Below are 19,822 nucleotides of genomic sequence, written 5' to 3'. Positions count from 1 at the left end.
ACGAGGAATGCCCGCACGCACCACGAGCATCCCGTTAGACTTGGGAGTGCTCAACGATCTGATTCAACACCGTACCAGCCGCATCAATGCACTCGCTTTGCCGTTCGGTTCACGAAATCGATATTTGCCCTTGACGGTCTCCTCTGGCCATCACCACCTGAGATATCAGACGAGCATTGTAACTGTGTGCTGTCCAAGTTCGATGCAGATACACGCTCTCTCTCCAACGTGGAGGGAACCACAATGCATCCCGGTAGTTGAATGAGATGAGCCGGGCGGCAGCCAGAATGGCTCTGAGGGCAACCATCATGGGTGAGAACCAGTCCGACGTCTTCGATCTGTTTTCGGAGATTTATGCAAACGCGGGCCAGGAGGAAATAAGCCTCCAGCAGTATCTCCTTGCCTGCCGGGAAGACAAGTCAATGTATGCCTCGGCGCCGGAACGGATGGTCGAGGCAATCGGCGAGCCGAACCTGGTCGACACCAGCAAGGACGAGCGGCTCGGCCGCATTTTCTCCAACCGCACGGTCAAGGTGTATCCCACCTTCTCCGATTTCTACGGAATGGAGGATACGATCGAACGCATCGCCGGCTATTTCCGCTATGCGTCGCAGGGGCTCGAGGAGCGCAAGCAGATCCTCTATCTCCTCGGCCCTGTCGGCGGCGGCAAGTCCTCCCTGGCCGAACGGCTGAAGAAACTGATGGAGGAACGCCCGATCTACACGCTCAAGGCCGGCAATCAGATCAGTCCGATTTTCGAGTCGCCGCTCGGCCTGTTCCATCCCGATCGCATGGGCGACCTGCTGGAGGACAAATACGGCATAGCCCGGCGTCGCCTCAACGGCATTATCTCGCCCTGGGCGGCCAAGCGGCTTGATGAATTGTCTGGCGACATTTCCAAATTCAGCGTGGTGAAATTGATGCCCTCGCGGCTGCGCCAGATCGCTATAGCCAAGACTGAGCCTGGCGACGAGAACAATCAGGATGTCTCGGCTCTGGTTGGCAAGGTCGACATCAGGCAATTGGAGGATTTCAGCCAGTCCGATCCGGACGCCTATTCCTACAGCGGCGGGCTGAACCGGACCACGCAAGGCCTGCTCGAATTCGTCGAGATGTTCAAGGCGCCCATCAAGGTCCTGCATCCGCTGCTGACGGCGACCCAGGAAGGCAGCTATAACGGCACCGAGAATTTCGGCGCCTTCCCCTATCAGGGCATCATCGTTGCCCATTCCAACGAATCGGAGTGGCAACAGTTCAAGAACAACAAGAACAACGAGGCCTTTCTCGACCGCATCCTCGTGGTCAAGGTGCCGTATTGCCTGCGGATCACCGAAGAAAGGCATATCTACGAGAAACTGTTGCGCGAGAGCGAGCTGGCCGGCAGCCCCTGCGCACCTGAAGTGCTGGATATTCTCAGCCGGTTCACGGTCTCGACCCGTCTTGCCGAGCACGACAATTCGCCGCTCTACACCAAGATGCGCGCCTATGACGGCGAAAACCTCAAGGAGGTCGACCCCCGGGCCAAGTCGGTTCAGGAATATCGCGACGCCGCCGGCGTCGACGAGGGCATGACCGGCGTAAGCACGCGCTTCGCCTTCAAGATCCTGTCGCAGACATTCAACTACGACACCAACGAGGTCGCGGCGGATCCCGTGCACCTGATGTACATCCTGGAAGAGGCGATCAAGCGCGAGCAGTTCCCAAAGGAGACGGAAGCGAGCTATCTCGAATTCATCAAGTCGGAACTGGCGACGCGCTATGCCGAGTTCATCGGCCACGAGATCCAGAAGGCCTATCTGGAATCATACAGCGAGTATGGCCAGAACCTATTCGACCGCTACATCGCCTATGCCGATGCCTGGATCGAAGATCAGGACTACAAGGATCCCGATACGGGCCAGATCCTCAATCGCGAGATATTGGACAAGGAGTTGTCGCAGGTCGAAAAACCGGCCGGCATCGCCAACCCCAAGGATTTCCGCAACGAAGTGGTCAAGTTCACGCTGCGTGCCCGGGCACGCAACCACGGCCGCAACCCGTCATGGACAAGCTACGAAAAGCTGCGCGAGGTCATCGAGAAGCGCATGTTCGGCCAGGTCGAAGATCTTCTGCCGGTGATCAGTTTCGGCTCCAAGCAGGACAGCGTCACGGAAAAGCGGCACAATGAATTCGTGCAGCGCATGGTGCAACGCGGCTACACCGAGCGGCAGGTACGGCGGCTGGTCGACTGGTACATGCGCGTGAACAAGGCGGGCTGAGAAAAGCCCGGATGGTTCCATGCCGATCTTCATCGACCGCCGCCTCAATCCGAAGGACAAGAACCTGGGCAATCGCCAGCGCTTTCTCAGGCGCGCGCGGGAAGAACTCAAGCGGAGCATCCGTGACCAGATAAGGACGGGCCGGATCGCCGATGTGGACAGCGGGCATGCCGTGCCGATGCCTCACAGAGGCACCAGCGAACCGACCTTCAGCGATGCCAGGGACAGTGGCCAGCGCCAGCACATCCTGCCAGGAAACAGGACGTTCATTCCCGGTGACCTGGTGCCCAAACCCGGGCAGGGCGGCGCAGGTTCCTCGTCGCCGGGAAACACGGCATCCGAGGACGACTTTCGCTTCGTGCTTTCGCGCGAGGAAGTTCTCGACCTCTTTTTCGAGGATCTCGAACTGCCGGATCTAGTCAAGCTCAATCTCAAGCAGATACTCGCATTCAAGCCAAGGCGGGCAGGTTTCGCGGCAACAGGATCACCGACCAACATTAATGTCGGGCGCACGATGCGAAACAGCCACGCCCGCCGTATCGCGCTTGGGCGCCCAAAGCAGCCGGAGCTGGATGCGATCCTCCAGCAGCTCGCCAAACTGGAATCGAAGCCGCCAAACGCCGCGACCCGCGAACGCATCTTGACTTTGCGGGAGGAACTCGAGCGGCTGGAGCGCCGCCGAAAGCGTATTGCCTTTGTCGATCCCGTCGACATCCGCTTCAATCGCTTCGACCCGCAGCCGGTGCCGAATGCCAGCGCCGTCATGTTCTGCCTGATGGACGTCTCCGGGTCGATGGGCGAGCGCGAGAAGGATTTGGCCAAGCGCTTCTTCGTTCTGCTGCACCTGTTCCTGACCCGACGCTATGAGCGCACGGAGATCGTCTTCATCCGCCACACGCACGAGGCCCAGGAGGTGGACGAAGAGACATTCTTCTACTGCACGCAAAGCGGAGGCACGGTTGTTTCCACCGCGCTGGAGGAAATGCAACGCATCATAGAACAACGCTATCCGGCCACGGAGTGGAACATCTATGCCGCCCAGGCTTCGGATGGTGACAATTTCGCCACCGACTCGCAGCGCTGCATAGAACTGCTCCATGGCAAGCTCATGCGCCTGTGCCAGTATTTCGCCTATGTGGAGATCATCGACGAACGCGAAAGTCATATTTTCGGCTCGACCGAAAATGGCACCTCGCTCTGGCGCGCCTATAGCGCCGTCGAGCAAAAATGGCCGAACTTCCAGATGAGGCGCATCGCCGCTCCGGCCGATATCTACCCGGTATTTCGCCAGCTTTTCGCCAGGCAGCCGGCTATGGCCAAGAGCGCGTAAGGGGTGCCGGATGGCTGGCCAGGCCAACAAATCGGGGTTGCTTTTCTCCGGATCCGACTGGGATTTCAAAAAGCTGTCGCGGGTCTATGAGGAGATCGAGGCGATTGCGGTCGACCAGCTTCATCTCGACACCTATCCGGTGCAGATGGAGGTCATCTCTTCCGAGCAGATGCTCGACGCCTACTCGTCGGTCGGCATGCCGCTGATGTACCGGCATTGGTCGTTCGGCAAGCATTTCCTCTACAACGAGCTTCTCTATCGCAAAGGCGGTCGCGGGCTGGCCTATGAATTGGTCATCAATTCCAATCCCTGCATCGTCTACCTGATGGAGGAAAACACCATGGCGCTGCAGGCCTTGGTGACCGCCCATGCAGCACTTGGACACAATCACTTCTTCAAGAACAATTACCTTTTCCGCCAATGGACGGATGCCGGAGGAATCCTGAGCTATCTGGACTTTGCCAAGGGCTACATCGCCCGGTGCGAGGAGCGGCACGGCCTGGCCGCCGTGGAAGCCATTCTCGATTCCGCACACGCGCTGATGGAGCAAGGCGTGTTCCGGTATCACCGGCCGCCGAAACTGTCGTCGGAGCAGCAGCGCGAGGGACTTCGCGAGCGCCTCGAATACGAGGAGCGTTCCTACAATGACTTATGGCGCACCCTGCCGCCCGCGCAGGACGCCGACAACTCCGAAGCGGGCGATGAAGGCGTGTCGGAGCGGAAGAAATCGCTCAATCTGCCCGAGGAAAACCTGCTGTATTTCCTTGAGAAGAACAGCCTTGTCCTCGAACCCTGGCAGCGCGAGATCCTCAGGATCGTCCGCGTCATTGCGCAGTATTTTTACCCGCAGCGGCAAACCCAGGTGATGAACGAAGGCTGCGCCACTTTCGTGCACTACACGCTCATGAACATGCTGTTCGACCGTGGCCGGATCACCGAAGGCGCGATGCTCGAAATCCTGCGCAACCACTCGAACGTGATCTTCCAGCCATCCTTCGACGACCAGCGGTTTTCCGGCATCAACCCCTACGCGCTCGGGCTTGACATGATGCAGGACATTCAGCGCATCTCGACCGAGCCGACAGCCGAAGATCGCGACTGGTTCCCGGACATAGCCGGCCGTGGCGACTGGCTTGAGACGCTGCTCGACGCCTGGGCCAACCACCGCGACGAATCCTTCATTCGCCAGTATCTCAGCCCGACCTTGATACGAAAATGGCGGCTCTTCGTCCTGGCCGATGGAGCCGACCAACCGCACTACGAAGTCGCATCGATCCACAACGAGCGCGGCTACAACAACATACGCGCCGCGCTGGCCCACAGCTATGATGTGGGCGCGAGCCGGCCCGACATCCAGGTTGTGGACGTGGACCTGCTCGGCGACCGGCATTTGCGGCTACAGCACAAGGTGAAGAATGGGGTCGTGCTGGAGAATGACAGCCGCGACGCGACCCTTCGCCACATCCGGCATCTCTGGGGCTATGAAGTCAGCCTGGCGGCCGTCGACGCCGACACCGACGCAATGGTCGGCGAACGCTCGACCAAGGACTGTTGAGCATCAGGGATGACGCGGTTGTGCGTGTCTGCGACACGATGGACCGTTCAGCTGTCGCCTGCCGGCCTGATCCTGAGCCTGGCGACGCGGTTCTTGTCGCGTTTCATGACGATGAAACGCTTGCCGTGGAAGGTGAAGGCCTGCTTCTCCTCGGGGATCGACTGCGTCTCATGGATGACTAGGCCGGCGATGGTGGTTGCCTCCTCGTCCGGCAGGTCCCAGTCGAGCGCCCGGTTCAGGTCGCGGATCGGCACGGTTCCGTCGACGACGACGGAACCGTCCGCCTCCTGCTTGACGCCCTGTATGTCGACATCGTGCTCGTCGGCGATCTCGCCGACAATCTCCTCGATGATGTCCTCCAGCGTCACCAGCCCTTCGACCTCGCCATACTCGTCGACGACGACGGCGAAATGCGCCTTGCGGCGCAGGAAGGCGTTGAGCTGTTCCTGCAATGTCGTCGTATCGGGCACGAACCAGGGCTTTGACGCGATCTTCATCACATCGATCCTGGAGAAGTCGTTGCCGACATCGTTGAGGGCGCGCAGCAGGTCCTTGGCGTGCAGCACGCCGACAATGTTGTCGAGCGACCCCTTCCACAAAGGCATGCGGGTGTGCGGGCTCTGCAGGATCTCGCGCACCACGGCTTCCGGTGCATTGTCGGCGTTGACCGAGCGCATATTGGTGCGGTGGACCATGACGTCGGAGACTTCGAGCTCCTCGAGGTCGAACAACCCGCCGATGCGATCGCGCTCCTCGCGCACCACCTGGCCGTCACGGCGGAAATCGTCGACGGCGCCGCGCAGCTCGTCCCCGCTCGAACGCTGCGGCTCGATGCGCGACAGTTCATAGCCGAAAGCGGCAAGCAGGCGCGTGCGCATGGCGACGGCCAACAGGATGAGGACGGCAAGGAAAGCGACGACGATCCAGCCGGCCCCGTTCATTTCGGACGGCTTCCTTGCCTGTCCGGACGGCTTCCTTGCCGGCCCGGACGGCTTTCCGTCGCGCTCGGGTGGTTCTCCCTGAGGAACGACAGCACTTCCGAGGCCGGCACGTCCTTGGCGATGAAGGCCTCTCCGATGCCGCGCGTCAGGATGAAGGTCAGCGCGCCGCGCGACACTTTCTTGTCCTGGGTGATGAAGCCAAGCAGCGCATCGGCGTCGGGCAGTTCGCCCGGAATGTCGGCCATCCGCCACGGCAGTCCCACCGTGTTGAGATGCGCCTCGACGCGCGCCGCGGCGTCAGGACTGGCCAGGTTGAGCCGCGACGAGAAGCGATGCGCCAGCGCCATGCCGATGGCGACCCCCTCGCCATGCACGAGGCGGGCGCCGTCATATCGGGTGGCGGCCTCCAGCGCATGGCCGAAAGTGTGGCCGAGATTGAGCAGCGCGCGGTCGCCGGTCTCGAACTCGTCGCGGGCAACGACATCGGCCTTGGCGCGGCAGGCCTCGGCGATGGCCTCTACCCTCTCCGGTCCGCCGGCGAACACGCTGGCCCAGTTTTTCTCCAGCCAGGCGAAGAATTCGGGCCGGTCGATCAGCCCGTATTTGGCGAGTTCGGCGTAGCCGGCGCGAAATTCGCGGATCGGCAGCGTATCGAGCACTCCGGTATCGGCCAGCACCAGCTTCGGCTGGTGGAAGACGCCGACCAGGTTCTTGCCGCGCGCGCTGTTGATGCCGGTCTTGCCGCCGACCGAGGAATCGACCTGCGCCAGGAGCGAGGTCGGGATCTGCACGAAGTTCATGCCGCGGCGCACGATGCCGGCGGCAAAGCCGGCCAGGTCGCCGATAACGCCGCCGCCGAGGGCGATGACGACATCGCCGCGTTCCAGCTTCGCGGCCAGGACGCCGTCCACCACCGCTTCGAGATGCGCGAAACTCTTGGTTTTCTCGCCGGGCGGCAGCGTGATCACGGCGGGCTCGATGCCGCTCTCGAGCAAGCCGGCCTTCAGCGTATGGAGATGCGCCGCCGCGACGTTTTCGTCGGTCACGACCGCGGCGCGTCGGCCCGGCAGGCGGCGCGACATCTCGGCGCCGGCGTGCGACAAAAGCCCCGGCCCGATCAGGATATCGTAAGCCCGCTCGCCAAGTCCGACCTCGACGGCAACGGCAGCAGCGGCGCTCATGGTTCGACCTCGCCCGCGGGAGTGGTCTGGGCTATATCGAAATGCCGGCACAGCGCCTCCACCACCTCGGCCGCGATGACTTCCTTGCGGTCGTCGCGGGTCGGCACGGTGACGTCCGATGTCGCATAGACCGGATAGCGTTCACTCATCAGCCGCTCGAGCACGCCACGCGGATCGGGGCTCTTCAGCAGCGGCCGGTTCTGTTTCTTGGAGACCCGGTCCATCAAAAGGTCGAGTTCGGCCTTCAGCCATACCGACACGCCATGTGCCGCTATCGCCTCGCGCGTCTGTGCGTTCATGAAGGCGCCGCCGCCGGTCGACAGCACCTGCGGGCCGTTTTCCAGCACGCGCAGGATGACGCGCTGCTCCAGCGCCCGGAACTCCGTTTCGCCATAGCGTTCGAACAGTTCCGGAACGGTCATGCGCGAGACGTTTTCGATCTCCTGGTCGCTGTCGATGAAAGGCAGCGCCAGCACGGTGGCGACCTTGCGGCCGATCGCGGTCTTGCCGGCGCCCATCAGGCCGACAAAGACGATGGAGCGGCCGCCGAGCCTGCCCAGCAGCGCGGCATGGCTCCCGCCCGGAGGATTTGCTGGTAGCGCGTTCATCAGCCTCGAAGCCCTCTTTGCCGGCGTATCGACATGAAAAGCCCGGTTGCGTCAAGCGCACTGAGGCAGGCTGGCCTCCCGCGAGCGAGGAACCGGCTGCATTGGAAGTTGCCGGCGCGCTTCAGCTTCTTGCTTGAATTGGCCGGATTGGCGTCCCATAAGGGCACAGGGTTTGGAAACGCAGAACAAGAAGACGGGCGAAGATTGATGCCGACACTGTTTCGCCTTGTCGTGATAACAGCGATTCTGGCGGGCATCGCCTATGGTACGATGTTCGCGTTGGTGATGTTCGTCGAGCCGAAAAAGGCGGAAATGAGCGTGCGCATCCCTCCGGAAAAGCTGAACCCAAAGAAAAACTGAGCCCGAAGAAAAACTTCAGGAAATGAACAGCGCCGCCCGCATCGAAGCCTTTCTGGAGATGATGAGCGCCGAGCGGGGTGCCGCCGAAAACACGCTTTCCTCCTATCGCCGCGACCTCGATGACGCTTCGCAGGAAATCCCTGGCGGTCTTGCCGGCGCCGGCGCCGCGGACATCCTCGCCTATCTCGACGACATCGCCGCACGCGGCTTCGCCCCGACATCGCAGGCACGCAAACTGTCGGCGATCCGCCAGTTCTTCAAATTCCTCTACGCCGAGGGTCTGCGCGGCGACGACCCGACCGGCACGCTGGACAGCCCGAAAAAAGGCCGTCCGCTGCCGAAGACCATGAGCGAGGCCGACACCGGCCGGCTGATCGACCGCGCCGCGCAGGAGGCCGGCGATGCCGGGCTTGGCGAGAGCGACAGGCTGGCGGCGCTGCGTCTGCACGCGCTGGTCGAAGTGCTTTATGCGACAGGCCTGCGCGTTTCGGAACTGGTCGGCTTGCCGGTGACGGTGGCGCAACGCGACGATCGCTTCTTCATGGTGCGCGGCAAGGGCGACAAGGAGCGCATGGTGCCGCTGTCGGCCAAGGCGCGCGCGGCGATGCGAGCCTGGCTCGCCGCCCGGGCCAAGGTGCCCGCTTTCGCTGACAGCCCGTTCCTGTTTCCTGCCGCGTCGGACAGCGGCTACCTCTCGCGCCAGGTCTTCGCTCGCGACCTCAAGGGGCTGGCGGCCCGGGCCGGCATCGCCTCGGCCAAGGTCTCGCCACATGTGCTTCGCCATGCTTTCGCCAGCCATCTCTTGCAGAACGGGGCCGATCTCAGGGCCGTGCAGCAACTGCTCGGCCATGCCGACATATCGACGACACAGATCTATACCCATGTGCTGGAGGAGCGATTGGTGCGGCTGGTCAACGATCATCACCCGCTTGCCGACTAGACCTCATATCGCTATGTGAGGGCGACGTTCCATCGCCCGGAGCCCCGGATTTCAGGGTCCCGCCAGTCTTTGCTTCCGACGTATCGGTCCGCCCAAGCATGTACAACTACCTCGATTTCGAAAAGCCGGTGCAGGATCTGGAACTCAAGATCCTGGAACTGAAGAAGCTTGCCGAGAACGGCGAGGCGGTCGATGTCGCCGACGAGATCAGCAGGCTCGAGAAGCGGTCGCGCGATGCCCTGCGCGATCTCTACAAGGCATTGACCCCATGGCAGAAGGTGCAGGTGGCGCGCCATTCCGACAGGCCGCACTGCGTCGACTACATCAAGGGCCTGTTCAGCGATTTCACGCCGCTCGCCGGCGACCGCAATTTCGGCGAGGACCAGGCGATCGTCGGCGGCTTTGCCCGGTTCCGCGGCGAACCGGTAGCGATCCTCGGCCAGGAGAAGGGCTCCGACACGGCGAGCCGGCTGAAGCACAATTTCGGCTCGGTGCGCCCCGAAGGCTATCGCAAGGCCGTGCGGCTGATGGAGCTTGCCGACCGCTTCAAGATCCCGCTGCTGACATTGGTCGACACGGCCGGCGCCTATCCCGGCGTCGGCGCCGAGGAGCGTGGCCAGGCCGAAGCCATTGCCCGTTCGACCTCGGCCTGCCTTGCGCTCAAGGTGCCCTCGATTTCGGTTGTCATCGGTGAAGGCGGTTCGGGCGGCGCCATTGCCATCGCCACCGCCAACCGCGTTTACATGCTGGAACATGCCATCTATTCGGTGATCTCGCCCGAGGGCGCGGCCTCCATCCTGTGGCGCGACACGACGCGCTCCAAGGACGCGGCGACCAACATGAAGATCACCGCCCAGGACCTTCTGGAGCTGAAGATCATCGACGCCATCATTCCCGAACCGATCGGCGGCGCCCAGCGCGCACCCGAAACGGTGATTGCCGCGACGGGCGATCTCATCGCCAGGACGATGAAGGATTTTGCCGGCGCCAACATGGATTTTCGCGAGCAGCGCCGCGAGAAGTATCTGGCAATGGGCCGCAGCCTCTGACCACGATTTGGCGGCTCAACCGGGCCGCCACAAGCCGCCTCCACGGCAACGCTCCACGGCAATGTGGCGGCGATGAGCAATTTCGCCACAAAAATGCCGCCGGATTCGGTTCAATGGAATTGCCGTGAGGGGTGGCCGAGGCTTGCGGTAAGGAATTTTCAAGGTTAACGGGCTTACGGTCCGTCTGTGTTCAGCATGCGGGCTCGGCCGTTTCGAAGCCATTGGCCCGAAAGAGAAGACGTAGCCTTATCCATGTTTGCCAAGCTTGCCCGCACCGGAATTCTCATCACCGCGATAGCCGTCGCCGGCTGCAATGATTCGTCGATGAAGGATTTTGCCCCGGAGGCCAACAAGCCTCTGCCCGACAAGATCCTGGCCGACATGAGGGCCAAGGGCATGGTGCGCACCTCCTCGGTGATGGCGCGCATCTTCAAGGAAGAGGGCAAGCTAGAAATCTGGAAGGCCAAGACCAACGGCCGCTACGACATGGTCGCCAGCTACGATATCTGCAAATGGTCGGGCAAGCTCGGGCCGAAATACACCGAGGGCGACCGCCAGGCGCCGGAAGGTTTTTATACCGTGCGTCCGGCGCAGATGAACCCGCGCTCGAACTACCATCTGTCCTTCAACATCGGCTATCCCAACGCCTATGACCGCGCCAACGGCCGCACCGGCTCCAACCTGATGGTGCACGGCGCCTGCTCGTCTTCGGGCTGCTATTCGATGACCGATGCCCAGATCGAGCAGATCTATGCGTTCGGCCGCGATGCCTTCCAGGGCGGCCAGACCGAGTTCCAGATCCAGGCCTTCCCGTTCCGCATGACCGCCGCCAACATGGCGCGCTACCGCAACGACCCGAATTACGAATTCTGGAAGATGCTGAAGGTCGGCTACGACAATTTCGAGATCACCAAGGTACCGCCGAAAGTCGACGTTTGCGAGAAGCGCTACGTCTTCAACCAGGTGGCTCCCGAAGGCACCACATTCAATCCGACCGGCCCCTGCCCTGCGTCCACGCAGCCGGATTCGCTGAAAAGCGCCTACAGTGCTTATCAGAGCACGTATGAGGCTGCGTTCAACGGCGCCCTCAAGGCAAGCACGCCGGCGCCCAAGCCCACCATCGCCGGCATCAAGGAAGCCAGCATCGTCTCCGACTGGTCCAAGCGCCGTGCGCGCGGCGAGCGCGTGCCGATCGACCCGCCATCGCTCAACTCGGACGGCTCGGTCACCGAGACGGCGCGCATGGGCCGCATCGATTCGCCCGCCGGCCGCAAGATGGCCGCGCTCGATGCCGAAAAGGCCGCGAAGCAAAAAGCCGAGGAGCAGCGGCTGGCCGCGATAGAAGCTGCCAAGCAGGCCAAGGCGCAAGCGCTGGCCGAAAAGGAAGCCGCCAAGGCGCAGGCGCTGGCCGAAAAGGAAGCGGCCAAGACCGCCAAGGAAGCCCCTGTCGCCACCGCGACGATCGAAGCGCCGGCCGAGCCCGCACCGCCGGCCGAAACGCAGGCCGCGAGTGCCGACGAGAGCCGCGTGACGAGGCTGAAGAACAAGCTGCTCGGCATGTTCGGCGGCTGACATTTTTTCGCAGTGACCGACGACACCGTCTACGATCTGAGAGGGCTGAACTGCCCTTTGCCGGTGCTGAAGGCGAAGAAGCGGCTGGCCGGGATGCGGCCGGGCAGCCGGCTCTGGCTGGAAACGACCGATCCGCTCGCCGTTATCGACATTCCGGCGTTCTGCGCCGACTCTGGTCATCATCTCGTAGAGACATCCGCCATATCAGGCGGTCACCGCTTCCTGGTCGAGCGCGGCGAATAGCTGTCGTAAAGGTCAGCGTCCCGCGATCGCCAGGGGATTGTTCTCCAGCGCCGCGCGGTCGGGCGTGTCGATCGAGGGCCGGTTGGTGAAGGCGGCAAACAGTCGCCTTACATAGTCTTCGGGCATGTCGAGCGTGATCAGCACCAGCCGGGTGCCGCGCTGGCCGTCCGGCCAGGACGGCAATCGAGCTGGCGGATGCAGGATTTTCTGCACGCCATGCACCACCAGCGGCCGCGACGGATCTTCCTCGAGTTCGATGACGCCCTTCATGCGCAACAGGCGCTCGCCATGCGTGGAGCGCAAAAGATCGAGGAACATCTCGATGGCCGAGAACGGCACCGGGCCGTCATGCACCAGGGAGTGGGTGCGGATTCGCTGATCGTGCCGGTGCCCGTGGTCGTGGCCGTGCCCCTGGTCATGCCCGTCATGATCATGATGATCAGGGTCATGCATCGCTTCTTCGCCGAGCCAGCGCCGCACATCGGCGGATTTGGTCGCCGGGTTGTAGAGGCCGCAGTCGAACAGCGCCGCGACGCTCGTTTTCGCATCGTCGACAGCCAGCAGTTCGGCGCCCGGATTGATCTGCCGCAGCCGCGTCCGCAGCGCTTCCAGTCCATCCGGACCAGCGACCAGATCGGTTTTGGAGAGCACGATGCGGTCGGCGACGGCGACCTGCTTGACCGCCTCGACATGGGCGTCGAGCGTGGCATCGCCGTTGACCGCGTCGACCAAGGTGATGACGCCGTCGAGCCGGAAAGCCTGGACCAGTGCCGGATGCGCCATGATCGATTGCAGCACCGGTGCCGGATCGGCAAGGCCGGTGGTCTCGACGATGACGCGGGCAAGGCGGGCGATGCGGCCGGTCTGCAGCCGGTCGACCAGATCGGCCAGCGTGTCGACCAGTTCGCCGCGTACCGTGCAGCAAAGGCAGCCGTCCGAAAGCTGGATGATGCCATCGGACGCCTGTTCCACCAGCAGGTGATCGATCGCCACTTCGCCATATTCGTTGATGATGACGGCCGTGTCGGCCAGCGCCGGGTCCTTCAGGAGCCGGTTGAGCAGCGTCGTCTTGCCGGCGCCGAGAAAACCGGTCAGCACGGAAACAGGGATGGGAAAACCGCTCATTGCCTAGTTCGCAACCTTGACGGGTTGGTCGCCCTGCGCAGCCGAGCCCGCCACCGTCGGGCCGGCGCCGGGCGCCGGTCTGTCCGGCCGCCAGGTCGGAATAGGCACGTCGGCATATTCCTGGCTGCCCTGGGCGAGCATGGCCAGCGGGGTCGGGCCGGTCGCGCCGCCAAGCCCCACGGCAACCAGTGTCGGCACGTGGTCGAGCTTTTCCTGGTAGGGCGATTTCGGCACGTTCTTGGCGACGACGGGCGGAGCCTCGGACTGCTCAGCCGGCGCCTTCTTCTTGCAGATCTCGTCACGCATGTCGTTGGGCGAGATGGTGTCGCCGTAGGGCGCCAGCGTGGCAATGGTGGCCGAGCCGGCGGCAGGCGTATCGAAACCCTGGTCGAGCAGTTTGGCCGCGGCCTCGGCACGGGTGATCGCCGACTTCTCGCCGAGCACCACCGCCACCAGCGTGCGGCCGTTGCGGGTCGCCGAACCGATCATGTTGAAGCCGGAGGGGCAGACGAAGCCCGTCTTCATGCCGTCGGCCCCGGGATAGCGACCGATCAACAGGTTGTAGTTGGGGATCGCCTTCTTGCCGACCGCAAGCCCCTCGATCGAGAACCACGGCGCATATTGCGGAAACTCGCGGCGGATCGCCGTCACCAGCACGGCCAGGTCGCGCGCTGTGGTGTACTGGTCCGGCGAATAAAGCCCGTTCGGATTGACGAAATGCGTTCCGTTCATGCCGAGCCGGACCGCTTCGGCGTTCATGCGCTCGGCAAAGGCTGCCTGCGATCCCCCGACATTCTCGCCGACGGCCATGGCGATGTCGTTTGCCGACTTGACCAGCATCATCTTCAGCGCATTGTCGAGCCGCATCACCGAGCCTGGCTTGAAGCCCATCTTGCTCGGCGGCTCGGCGGCGGAATGTTTCGTTACCTTGATCGGCGAATCGAGCCGGACCTCGCCGGCCGCTATCGCCCGGAAGGTCACATAGGCCGTCATCAGCTTGCTCAGCGATGCCGGGTACCAGCGCTTGAACGCGTCCTGATGCTGGAGGATCTTGCCGCTGTTCAGGTCGAACAGCACGACCGGATTGGCCAGCGCCGGCCCGGCCAGCGCCGAGAACGCCACGGCGCCCGCGCAGAATAGTTTGAGGAAATGCCTGTGCCTCATGATCGAATCCGAAATCGCCTCTTGCCGTAGTCGCCCCTGGCTCCGTAAGATTTACGCGATCGCCAGCAAAATGAGTCCGTCCTCAAAAACGGACCGCATTGTTGCGGTGCTATTTACTCTATGTGACGTCAACATGGCAAAGTGCCTGACGATCACAATTGCAAGGCAGCGGACCTGCCCCAACAGCGAGATGGAACTATCATGCCAATCCTGAACCGTGCCGCCGAAATGCAGGACGAGGTTGCCGGCTGGCGACGACATCTGCACCAGACCCCGGAACTGAATTTCGACGTCTTCAAGACAGCCGCCTTCGTCACCGAGAAGCTGAAGGCCTTCGGCTGCGACGATGTGGTGACGGGGCTGGGCAAGACCGGCGTCGTGGGCATCATTCGCGGCCGCCAGGGCGAAGGCGCCACTATCGGCCTGCGCGCCGACATGGACGCGCTGCCGCTTAACGAGATCACCGGCAAGCCCTATGCCTCGACCGTTCCCGGGAAGATGCATGCCTGCGGCCATGACGGCCATACGGCGATGCTTTTGGGTGCGGCGAAATATCTCGCCGAAACCCGCAACTTCGCCGGTTCGGTGGCGGTCATCTTCCAGCCGGCCGAAGAAGGCGGCGGCGGCGGCAACGAGATGGTCAAGGACGGCATGATGGAGCGTTTCGACATCGCGAAAGTGTTCGGCATGCACAACATGCCGGGCCTGCCGGTCGGCCAGTTCGCCATCCGGCCGGGCGCGATCATGGCGGCGACCGCGGAATTCACCATCACCGTGAAAGGCCGCGGCGGCCATGCGGCGATGCCGCACGGCACGATCGACCCGATCGTCATCACCAGCCAGTTGGTCGGCGCCCTGCAGACGATCGCCTCGCGCAGCACCGACCCGGTTGAAGCGGTGGTGGTGTCGGTGACCAAATTCCATGCCGGCGACGCCTACAACATCATCCCGGAATCGGCGGAGATCGCAGGCACGGTGCGCACCTTGCGCAAGGAAATCGCCAAGAAGTCGGAAGAGCGCATTCGTGCCATCTGCGACGGATTGGCCACGGCCTTCGGCGCGAAGATCGAGGTCGATTACCAGGCGAACTACCCCGTAACCTTCAACCATGCGGAAGAGACGGTTTTTGCCAGCGACGTCGCGGCAAACGTCGCCGGCGACGCTCATGTCCACCGCGGCATCCAGCCGGTGATGGGCGGCGAGGACTTCTCCTACATGCTTGAAGCCAGGCCCGGCGCCTTCATTTTCATTGGCAATGGCGACACCGCCGGCCTTCACAACCCGGCCTATGACTTCAACGACGAGGCCATCCCGCACGGCATGAGCTACTGGGTGAAGCTGGCCGAAACCGCGCTCGCCGCCTGAGGCCTGGCGGCGGCAGGGGCCGGCCGATTGTGTTCGGCCCGCCCCTTGGCGAAACGATCGGAAGCGGCTATGTGTCGGGCCGCGTGGTCCCGTAGCTCAGTAGGATAGAGCGGCAGATTCCTAATCTGTAGGTCACAGGTTCGATTCCTGTCGGGATCACCACGTTTTGCTGCTTAAGCCGGATACTGTCGGACCTGAATCGGACTGAAACCAGAGCCGATCACTGGGGTCGCATCGGTCATCTGTACGGAACCTGCATGCGGATTTCTACCGTTCGAATAACGTCAGAAAAGCGCTTGCAGACGTTCCGACAAATCGGAAATTGGTTGATTGGTTGGAGCCCGGTCGACGGACCGCAGCGGTCCCGTCCGGGATGAGGTTCAGAGCCGTTCCAGCGTCAGCATGCCCGGATCGCCCTTCCAGGCTTTGGAAAGTTCGTCCGCGGCTTTCGTTGCGGCGGCAGTATCGCCTTGGGCTTCCGCCGCCTGCTGCAGCCCGAACAGTGCCCAGGCGCTGCTGCGTGCGCGGTGGAGCGCCGCCACAAACTCCTTCGCCGCGTCCGCCGGCTGACCGTTCTTGAGGAGGGCGGCACCGAGGGACTGCCGCACGGGATAATACCAGTACGGAGGCTCCATGTAGGGGATCGTGTCCTCCGTTTCGACCGCTTTCTTCCAGAAGGCTATCGAGCCGCCGACGTCATTCTCGGCCTGCGCAGCGCGGGCACGTACGACATCTTCGGCCACTTGCAGGACCGACAATGCCGGGATTCCCCAGGCATCGTGCACCGACCAGTCGGTTTCCTGAGCGATCTTGTGGATGGCGTCCGCCTCGACTCGCGCGCCCGAGGCGTCCTTCTTCTCGGCCAGGGCGACGCCGCGCGCATAGTGCCACATCGATGTGATGTAAGGCGGCGCGCCGGCCGGCTCGGCCTTAGCCAGGATCGCATCGGGTTCGGCATATTGCGCCCAGGCGAAATACGGAGCTGCCTTCACCGGCTGCACGATCGGTATTGCCGTGGCCACCTCGTTAGTCAGAAACTTGTCCAGCTTCTCAGCCTCTGCAAGCACCGTCTTCGAGTCACCGAGGAGCTGGGCCGAAACCAATACGAAGTGCACGTTGTGGGAATAGTAGCCGAGCGGATAGACACCGGTAGCGCCGGTTTCGGCGAGATAGGTCTCGTCCACTTTCGAGGCAGCTTCGTTGGACTTCAGCGAATCCGTGTAGCGGCCGACGCGATAGTAGATGTGGCTCGGCATATGGACGATGTGTCCGGCCCCCGGCATCAGCGCTGCTAGCCGGTCCGCGTAGGGCTCGGCGCGCTCCGGACGATCCGAGGCTTCAACAAGATGAATGTAGAGGTGAATCGCCATCGGATTGTCGGGCTTCCTGGCGAGAACGCCTTCCAGCCGCCTCTGGATGTCGGCGGTGCGGCCCTTGGGTTCCTTGCCGCCCGGCTGCCAATAGTCCCAAGGCTGCGTGTCCATGCCGGCCTCTGCGGCCAGCACAGCGAGCTCGAGATCGTCAGGATATTTGTCGGAAAGCGCCGCAGTTGCATCGGCGAAGGCGGCGTTCAGGGTGTTTCGATCGGCCTTGGGATCTTCGGAATACCGCGTGGCGACCGCCTCGATCAGTCCCCGCTCCTTCTCGGTGGCACCGGATGAAAGCGCCTGCGCCTTTCGAAGAGCAGTGATCGCTGGTGCATTTGCGGTGGGATCCATCGGCACGTTGATGTTCGGGCCCAGGACCAGTGCCTCGCCGAGGAAGCACATCGCACAGTCGGGATCGAGGCTTTGTGCCCTGCGGAAGGCGCGTCGCGCCTCCGCGTGATTGAAGTTGGTGGCGAACCGCAGCCCCTGGTCAAAGTATTTTTGGGCATCGGCGCTCTTTGTGCTGATCGGATAGCTCAGGGAGCCCAGGTCATCCCACAATGGCGGCTGGGCCTCCTCGTAGGCCTTCAAGTCTTGCGGGGCCAGTGATTGGCCGGCAGCGGCCAGAGCGACGCAGTGTGTGATGTCGAGTTCCCCCGGCAACGATACTCTTGGCGCCGCAAGCTGCGACTGCAACGGACTGTCCGCGGCGTAAGCAATGGCAGCACCTGTGCCGAAACTCATTAAGGCAATAGCTGTCCATCCTGCACTTGGCAGGCAAGCACGCAGTTTCATCTGAACCTCCTGGCGTTCGGTACGATCGGCAAGCTCCGATCAGCCCTGTCTTTCCAATTCTCGATCGGAGGTGCGGGCGTTGATGATCCGCCTCGCGCCGCCGTTTGGCAATATATTTCCTACTGCTAATGTAATAGCGGACGCGATGTTTTCTGCTCACCTCTTCGGCCCGAAGGCACTAGTCGGACACCAGAGGGATTCAGGCACGCGCCGTTGCAAAAACCAAATATCGTCTGACCGCCCGCCCCGCTTGAGACGTATCGGATCGAGACCGGCGCCTGTTGTTGTGAAGTGCCACGGCCCCGATTCAGCGCAGAGTGCAACCCTTGGACCGTCAGGGCTTCACCCGAACGGGTGACACCGCGACTTCAATGCGTGGAGGACCCTTGGTATCGGGACAAGAGCTTCGCGAGTTCCGCCTGACTTCCGGTGCTTGTTTTCGAGAATATTGCACGGAGCTGGGTTCTGGCGGTTTCACGGCCAATTCCCAGGGCAGAGCTTGCCGCGCCGATACCTCGGCCATCGGCAAGGCGGCAGGCCAGCCGCGTTTCGGCTGCTGTTAGTTGAAAGGCGTGCCTTATCAGTTGCTTGGGTAGCGCCGGTTCGGCCACAAGATCGGTAAAATAGAGGAGCGCGTCTCCGCCGTTAAAGAGGTCATGGACGAACGAGGTCATCGGAATGGCTTCAGCAAGAAGCCATGGCGAACCCTCGCGAGCAATCAAAACGGGCTCCCCGTCGCTCAAGTCGCCGCATTGGCTGACCACGCCTGCGATCAATTTCTGCAAGCGTGAATCACTGGGCCGATCTGCCGCCCGGAGACGACCACCGTGGATAACGAGGCCAGTACCAAGCAGAGCTTCCGCGTGTTTATTGTAGCGGGTGACGCGGCCTCGGCAATTCAGCAACAGCGCTGCGCTTCCCATCCGATCCAGAATGGCCAGGTTCGGTTCGACTGCCGTTTCCCAAACCCTTTCCGCAGCACTGATGACGCGAACCATCGACGGAACGATCGCCAAGAAATCCTCGGCTTCATTCCGGTAGAATGGCCCCTTATGAGCGTCACGAAACATCGAGAGCATCCACCTTCGATCCTTCACCATGAAGTCTATTGCAGCCCACCATTCCCGGTCGCTTGGACGCGCGATTTCTTGGTAATAAGGGAGAACCTCGCGCTCATCACGAGTGGTGATCTCATCCTCGACAACGAAGCTGTCTGTCAGTTTTGCCAACCTCTTGCGCGGTCTACGTTCATGCGGATCGGGAGCACCTTCGATTCTTTCGATCCAAAGGGCGGCGAATTCGGCATGTTCGGTCGAATCGGGTCTGAGCGCGGTCGGCGATCGCTGATCGCTACGAAACGGGTGAGTTGGATCGCAGGTGCGGATAACGCAACTTGTGGCTCCTAGGGAGTGGGCCAGCATTTGAAGCGCTGCGGGCCACTGCCTAAACTCGAACGCGGCGTCGTAGCAAGCCTCGATCGCAGCGGCAATGTTCCGATTGTCGGACATAGGATTTGGCGTCGCGATCCCGGTTTCTCGCCCTTTTCTCCTCATGGCCCGTCGACGGCCCTCCAGCTACAGGCCCCGCAACCGGCTCCGGCCAGGGATGTTTATTTCCCGCGGCCATGCTCGACAGACGGTCAGCTGAGGACCTATCGTCAGACTGACGCATCGAATGAGAGATAGCTACATTAGCATAGTAGCCACGCAACTTCACCGATGCTTCTCGACGAAATCTCTGCACGCAGGTGAAAGCCGTTCGATCTGGCTTTCAAGGTCGCATTTACCCATCGGTTTCGTCGGGCAAAACCGTGCGTAGTCGCGGCGACATCCCTTGCCTTCGAAAATTTTGAAAGATCTTACCTGCGTAGGGTTTGTTGCGTTGACTGAACTGGGTATCAGCCCGGTTTCGATCTCCATCGCACCGTCACGACTTGACCCCTTGCTTCCACCCTTGCCCCCACCCTTGC

The 19,822-nt window shown here is 62.3% G+C and carries 17 protein-coding genes and 1 tRNA gene; 10 read left to right on the top strand and 8 right to left on the bottom strand.

Features of this window, described 5'->3' with window-relative positions; translation table 11 throughout:
- Positions 1 to 308: 308 nt before the first annotated feature.
- Genes FJ949_RS27215 through FJ949_RS27205 form a run of 3 tightly spaced genes read left to right on the top strand, consistent with a single transcriptional unit; the run spans position 309 to position 5,143 of the window.
- Positions 309 to 2,258 carry a PrkA family serine protein kinase gene (locus FJ949_RS27215; RefSeq protein ID WP_140500854.1) on the top strand — a complete coding sequence of 650 codons (1,950 nt, stop codon included), beginning with the start codon at positions 309 to 311 and terminating at the stop codon, positions 2,256 to 2,258.
- Between the two features lie 19 nt (positions 2,259 to 2,277).
- A complete protein-coding gene (locus tag FJ949_RS27210; protein WP_140500757.1) occupies positions 2,278 to 3,588 on the top strand; it encodes a YeaH/YhbH family protein in 1,311 nt (436 codons plus the stop codon).
- 10 nt (positions 3,589 to 3,598) lie between these two features.
- Positions 3,599 to 5,143, top strand: coding sequence for a SpoVR family protein (locus FJ949_RS27205; RefSeq protein ID WP_140500756.1), 1,545 nt, complete (start codon positions 3,599 to 3,601; stop codon positions 5,141 to 5,143).
- A 47-nt stretch (positions 5,144 to 5,190) separates the two neighbouring features.
- Here FJ949_RS27205 and FJ949_RS27200 read toward each other — a convergent pair whose 3' ends face one another.
- Genes FJ949_RS27200 through FJ949_RS27190 form a run of 3 tightly spaced genes read right to left on the bottom strand, consistent with a single transcriptional unit; the run spans position 5,191 to position 7,873 of the window.
- A complete protein-coding gene (locus tag FJ949_RS27200) occupies positions 5,191 to 6,084 on the bottom strand; it encodes an HlyC/CorC family transporter (protein WP_140500755.1) in 894 nt (297 codons plus the stop codon).
- The gene (gene aroB / locus FJ949_RS27195) at positions 6,081 to 7,265 is read right to left on the bottom strand and encodes a 3-dehydroquinate synthase (protein ID WP_140500754.1); all 1,185 of its coding nucleotides are present in this window, start codon (positions 7,263 to 7,265) and stop codon (positions 6,081 to 6,083) included. Before aroB ends, FJ949_RS27200 begins: the two co-directional genes overlap by 4 nt.
- Entirely contained in the window at positions 7,262 to 7,873 is a 612-nt protein-coding gene (locus FJ949_RS27190; protein ID WP_140500753.1) for a shikimate kinase, read from the bottom strand. The genes aroB and FJ949_RS27190 overlap by 4 nt, the downstream gene beginning before the upstream one ends.
- A 207-nt stretch (positions 7,874 to 8,080) precedes the next feature.
- Between FJ949_RS27190 and FJ949_RS27185 the strand changes: the two genes are divergently transcribed.
- The 5 genes from FJ949_RS27185 to FJ949_RS27165 all read left to right on the top strand — a co-directional run bounded on the left by FJ949_RS27185 (position 8,081) and on the right by FJ949_RS27165 (position 12,037).
- Positions 8,081 to 8,233, top strand: a complete 153-nt coding sequence (locus tag FJ949_RS27185) for a histidine kinase (protein WP_140500853.1) — start codon at positions 8,081 to 8,083, stop codon at positions 8,231 to 8,233.
- Positions 8,234 to 8,255: 22 nt separating this feature from the next.
- On the top strand, positions 8,256 to 9,173 hold the full coding sequence (locus FJ949_RS27180; protein ID WP_140500752.1) for a site-specific tyrosine recombinase XerD: 918 nt from the start codon (positions 8,256 to 8,258) through the stop codon (positions 9,171 to 9,173).
- 98 nt (positions 9,174 to 9,271) lie between these two features.
- Positions 9,272 to 10,222 carry an acetyl-CoA carboxylase carboxyltransferase subunit alpha gene (locus tag FJ949_RS27175; RefSeq protein ID WP_140500751.1) on the top strand — a complete coding sequence of 317 codons (951 nt, stop codon included), beginning with the start codon at positions 9,272 to 9,274 and terminating at the stop codon, positions 10,220 to 10,222.
- Between the two features lie 252 nt (positions 10,223 to 10,474).
- Positions 10,475 to 11,794: a murein L,D-transpeptidase family protein gene (locus tag FJ949_RS27170; protein ID WP_140500750.1), complete on the top strand. Its 1,320-nt coding sequence runs from the start codon at positions 10,475 to 10,477 to the stop codon at positions 11,792 to 11,794.
- Between the two features lie 12 nt (positions 11,795 to 11,806).
- Positions 11,807 to 12,037 (top strand): sulfurtransferase TusA family protein, encoded by a 231-nt coding sequence (locus tag FJ949_RS27165; RefSeq protein ID WP_140500749.1) that lies wholly within the window; start codon positions 11,807 to 11,809, stop codon positions 12,035 to 12,037.
- A gap of 12 nt (positions 12,038 to 12,049) precedes the next feature.
- Here the strand turns inward: FJ949_RS27165 and FJ949_RS27160 are convergent, their stop codons facing one another.
- Together FJ949_RS27160 and FJ949_RS27155 are read right to left on the bottom strand one after the other, a co-directional pair.
- Entirely contained in the window at positions 12,050 to 13,162 is a 1,113-nt protein-coding gene (locus FJ949_RS27160) for a GTP-binding protein (protein ID WP_140500748.1), read from the bottom strand.
- Between the two features lie 3 nt (positions 13,163 to 13,165).
- Positions 13,166 to 14,326 (bottom strand): D-alanyl-D-alanine carboxypeptidase family protein, encoded by a 1,161-nt coding sequence (locus FJ949_RS27155; protein WP_140500747.1) that lies wholly within the window; start codon positions 14,324 to 14,326, stop codon positions 13,166 to 13,168.
- Positions 14,327 to 14,527: 201 nt separating this feature from the next.
- Here FJ949_RS27155 and FJ949_RS27150 point away from each other — a divergent pair, with 201 nt between their 5' ends.
- Together FJ949_RS27150 and FJ949_RS27145 are read left to right on the top strand one after the other, a co-directional pair.
- Positions 14,528 to 15,691: a M20 aminoacylase family protein gene (locus FJ949_RS27150; RefSeq protein WP_140500746.1), complete on the top strand. Its 1,164-nt coding sequence runs from the start codon at positions 14,528 to 14,530 to the stop codon at positions 15,689 to 15,691.
- 85 nt (positions 15,692 to 15,776) lie between these two features.
- A tRNA-Arg gene (locus FJ949_RS27145) sits at positions 15,777 to 15,853 on the top strand.
- Positions 15,854 to 16,071: 218 nt separating this feature from the next.
- On the opposite strand, the gene FJ949_RS27140 is transcribed toward FJ949_RS27145, so the two are convergent.
- From FJ949_RS27140 to FJ949_RS30550, 3 genes are all read right to left on the bottom strand, one after another.
- Positions 16,072 to 17,853 carry a hypothetical protein gene (locus FJ949_RS27140; RefSeq protein WP_140500745.1) on the bottom strand — a complete coding sequence of 594 codons (1,782 nt, stop codon included), beginning with the start codon at positions 17,851 to 17,853 and terminating at the stop codon, positions 16,072 to 16,074.
- A 368-nt stretch (positions 17,854 to 18,221) separates the two neighbouring features.
- Complete coding sequence (locus FJ949_RS27135; protein WP_140500744.1) at positions 18,222 to 19,361, bottom strand: helix-turn-helix transcriptional regulator; 1,140 nt, start codon at positions 19,359 to 19,361, stop codon at positions 18,222 to 18,224.
- 204 nt (positions 19,362 to 19,565) lie between these two features.
- Positions 19,566 to 19,822, bottom strand: a 257-nt coding sequence (locus tag FJ949_RS30550; RefSeq protein WP_210241343.1) for a hypothetical protein, incomplete at its 5' end; no start/stop codon positions are given.

It is taken from the genome of Mesorhizobium sp. B2-4-1, assembly GCF_006442185.1.
GTDB lineage: Bacteria > Pseudomonadota > Alphaproteobacteria > Rhizobiales > Rhizobiaceae > Mesorhizobium.
Note: the sequence above shows the minus strand (reverse complement) of the source record. Positions and strands in the feature narration are given on the sequence as shown.

Coding starts and splice junctions, on each gene's coding strand:
- FJ949_RS27215 (WP_140500854.1), top strand. CDS start 309: ATGGGTGAGAACCAGTCCGACGTCTTCGATCTGTTTTCGGAGATTTAT.
- FJ949_RS27210 (WP_140500757.1), top strand. CDS start 2,278: ATGCCGATCTTCATCGACCGCCGCCTCAATCCGAAGGACAAGAACCTG.
- FJ949_RS27205 (WP_140500756.1), top strand. CDS start 3,599: ATGGCTGGCCAGGCCAACAAATCGGGGTTGCTTTTCTCCGGATCCGAC.
- FJ949_RS27200 (WP_140500755.1), bottom strand. CDS start 6,084: ATGAACGGGGCCGGCTGGATCGTCGTCGCTTTCCTTGCCGTCCTCATC.
- aroB (WP_140500754.1), bottom strand. CDS start 7,265: ATGAGCGCCGCTGCTGCCGTTGCCGTCGAGGTCGGACTTGGCGAGCGG.
- FJ949_RS27190 (WP_140500753.1), bottom strand. CDS start 7,873: ATGAACGCGCTACCAGCAAATCCTCCGGGCGGGAGCCATGCCGCGCTG.
- FJ949_RS27185 (WP_140500853.1), top strand. CDS start 8,081: ATGCCGACACTGTTTCGCCTTGTCGTGATAACAGCGATTCTGGCGGGC.
- FJ949_RS27180 (WP_140500752.1), top strand. CDS start 8,256: ATGAACAGCGCCGCCCGCATCGAAGCCTTTCTGGAGATGATGAGCGCC.
- FJ949_RS27175 (WP_140500751.1), top strand. CDS start 9,272: ATGTACAACTACCTCGATTTCGAAAAGCCGGTGCAGGATCTGGAACTC.
- FJ949_RS27170 (WP_140500750.1), top strand. CDS start 10,475: ATGTTTGCCAAGCTTGCCCGCACCGGAATTCTCATCACCGCGATAGCC.
- FJ949_RS27160 (WP_140500748.1), bottom strand. CDS start 13,162: ATGAGCGGTTTTCCCATCCCTGTTTCCGTGCTGACCGGTTTTCTCGGC.
- FJ949_RS27155 (WP_140500747.1), bottom strand. CDS start 14,326: ATGAGGCACAGGCATTTCCTCAAACTATTCTGCGCGGGCGCCGTGGCG.
- FJ949_RS27150 (WP_140500746.1), top strand. CDS start 14,528: ATGCCAATCCTGAACCGTGCCGCCGAAATGCAGGACGAGGTTGCCGGC.
- FJ949_RS27140 (WP_140500745.1), bottom strand. CDS start 17,853: ATGAAACTGCGTGCTTGCCTGCCAAGTGCAGGATGGACAGCTATTGCC.
- FJ949_RS27135 (WP_140500744.1), bottom strand. CDS start 19,361: ATGTCCGACAATCGGAACATTGCCGCTGCGATCGAGGCTTGCTACGAC.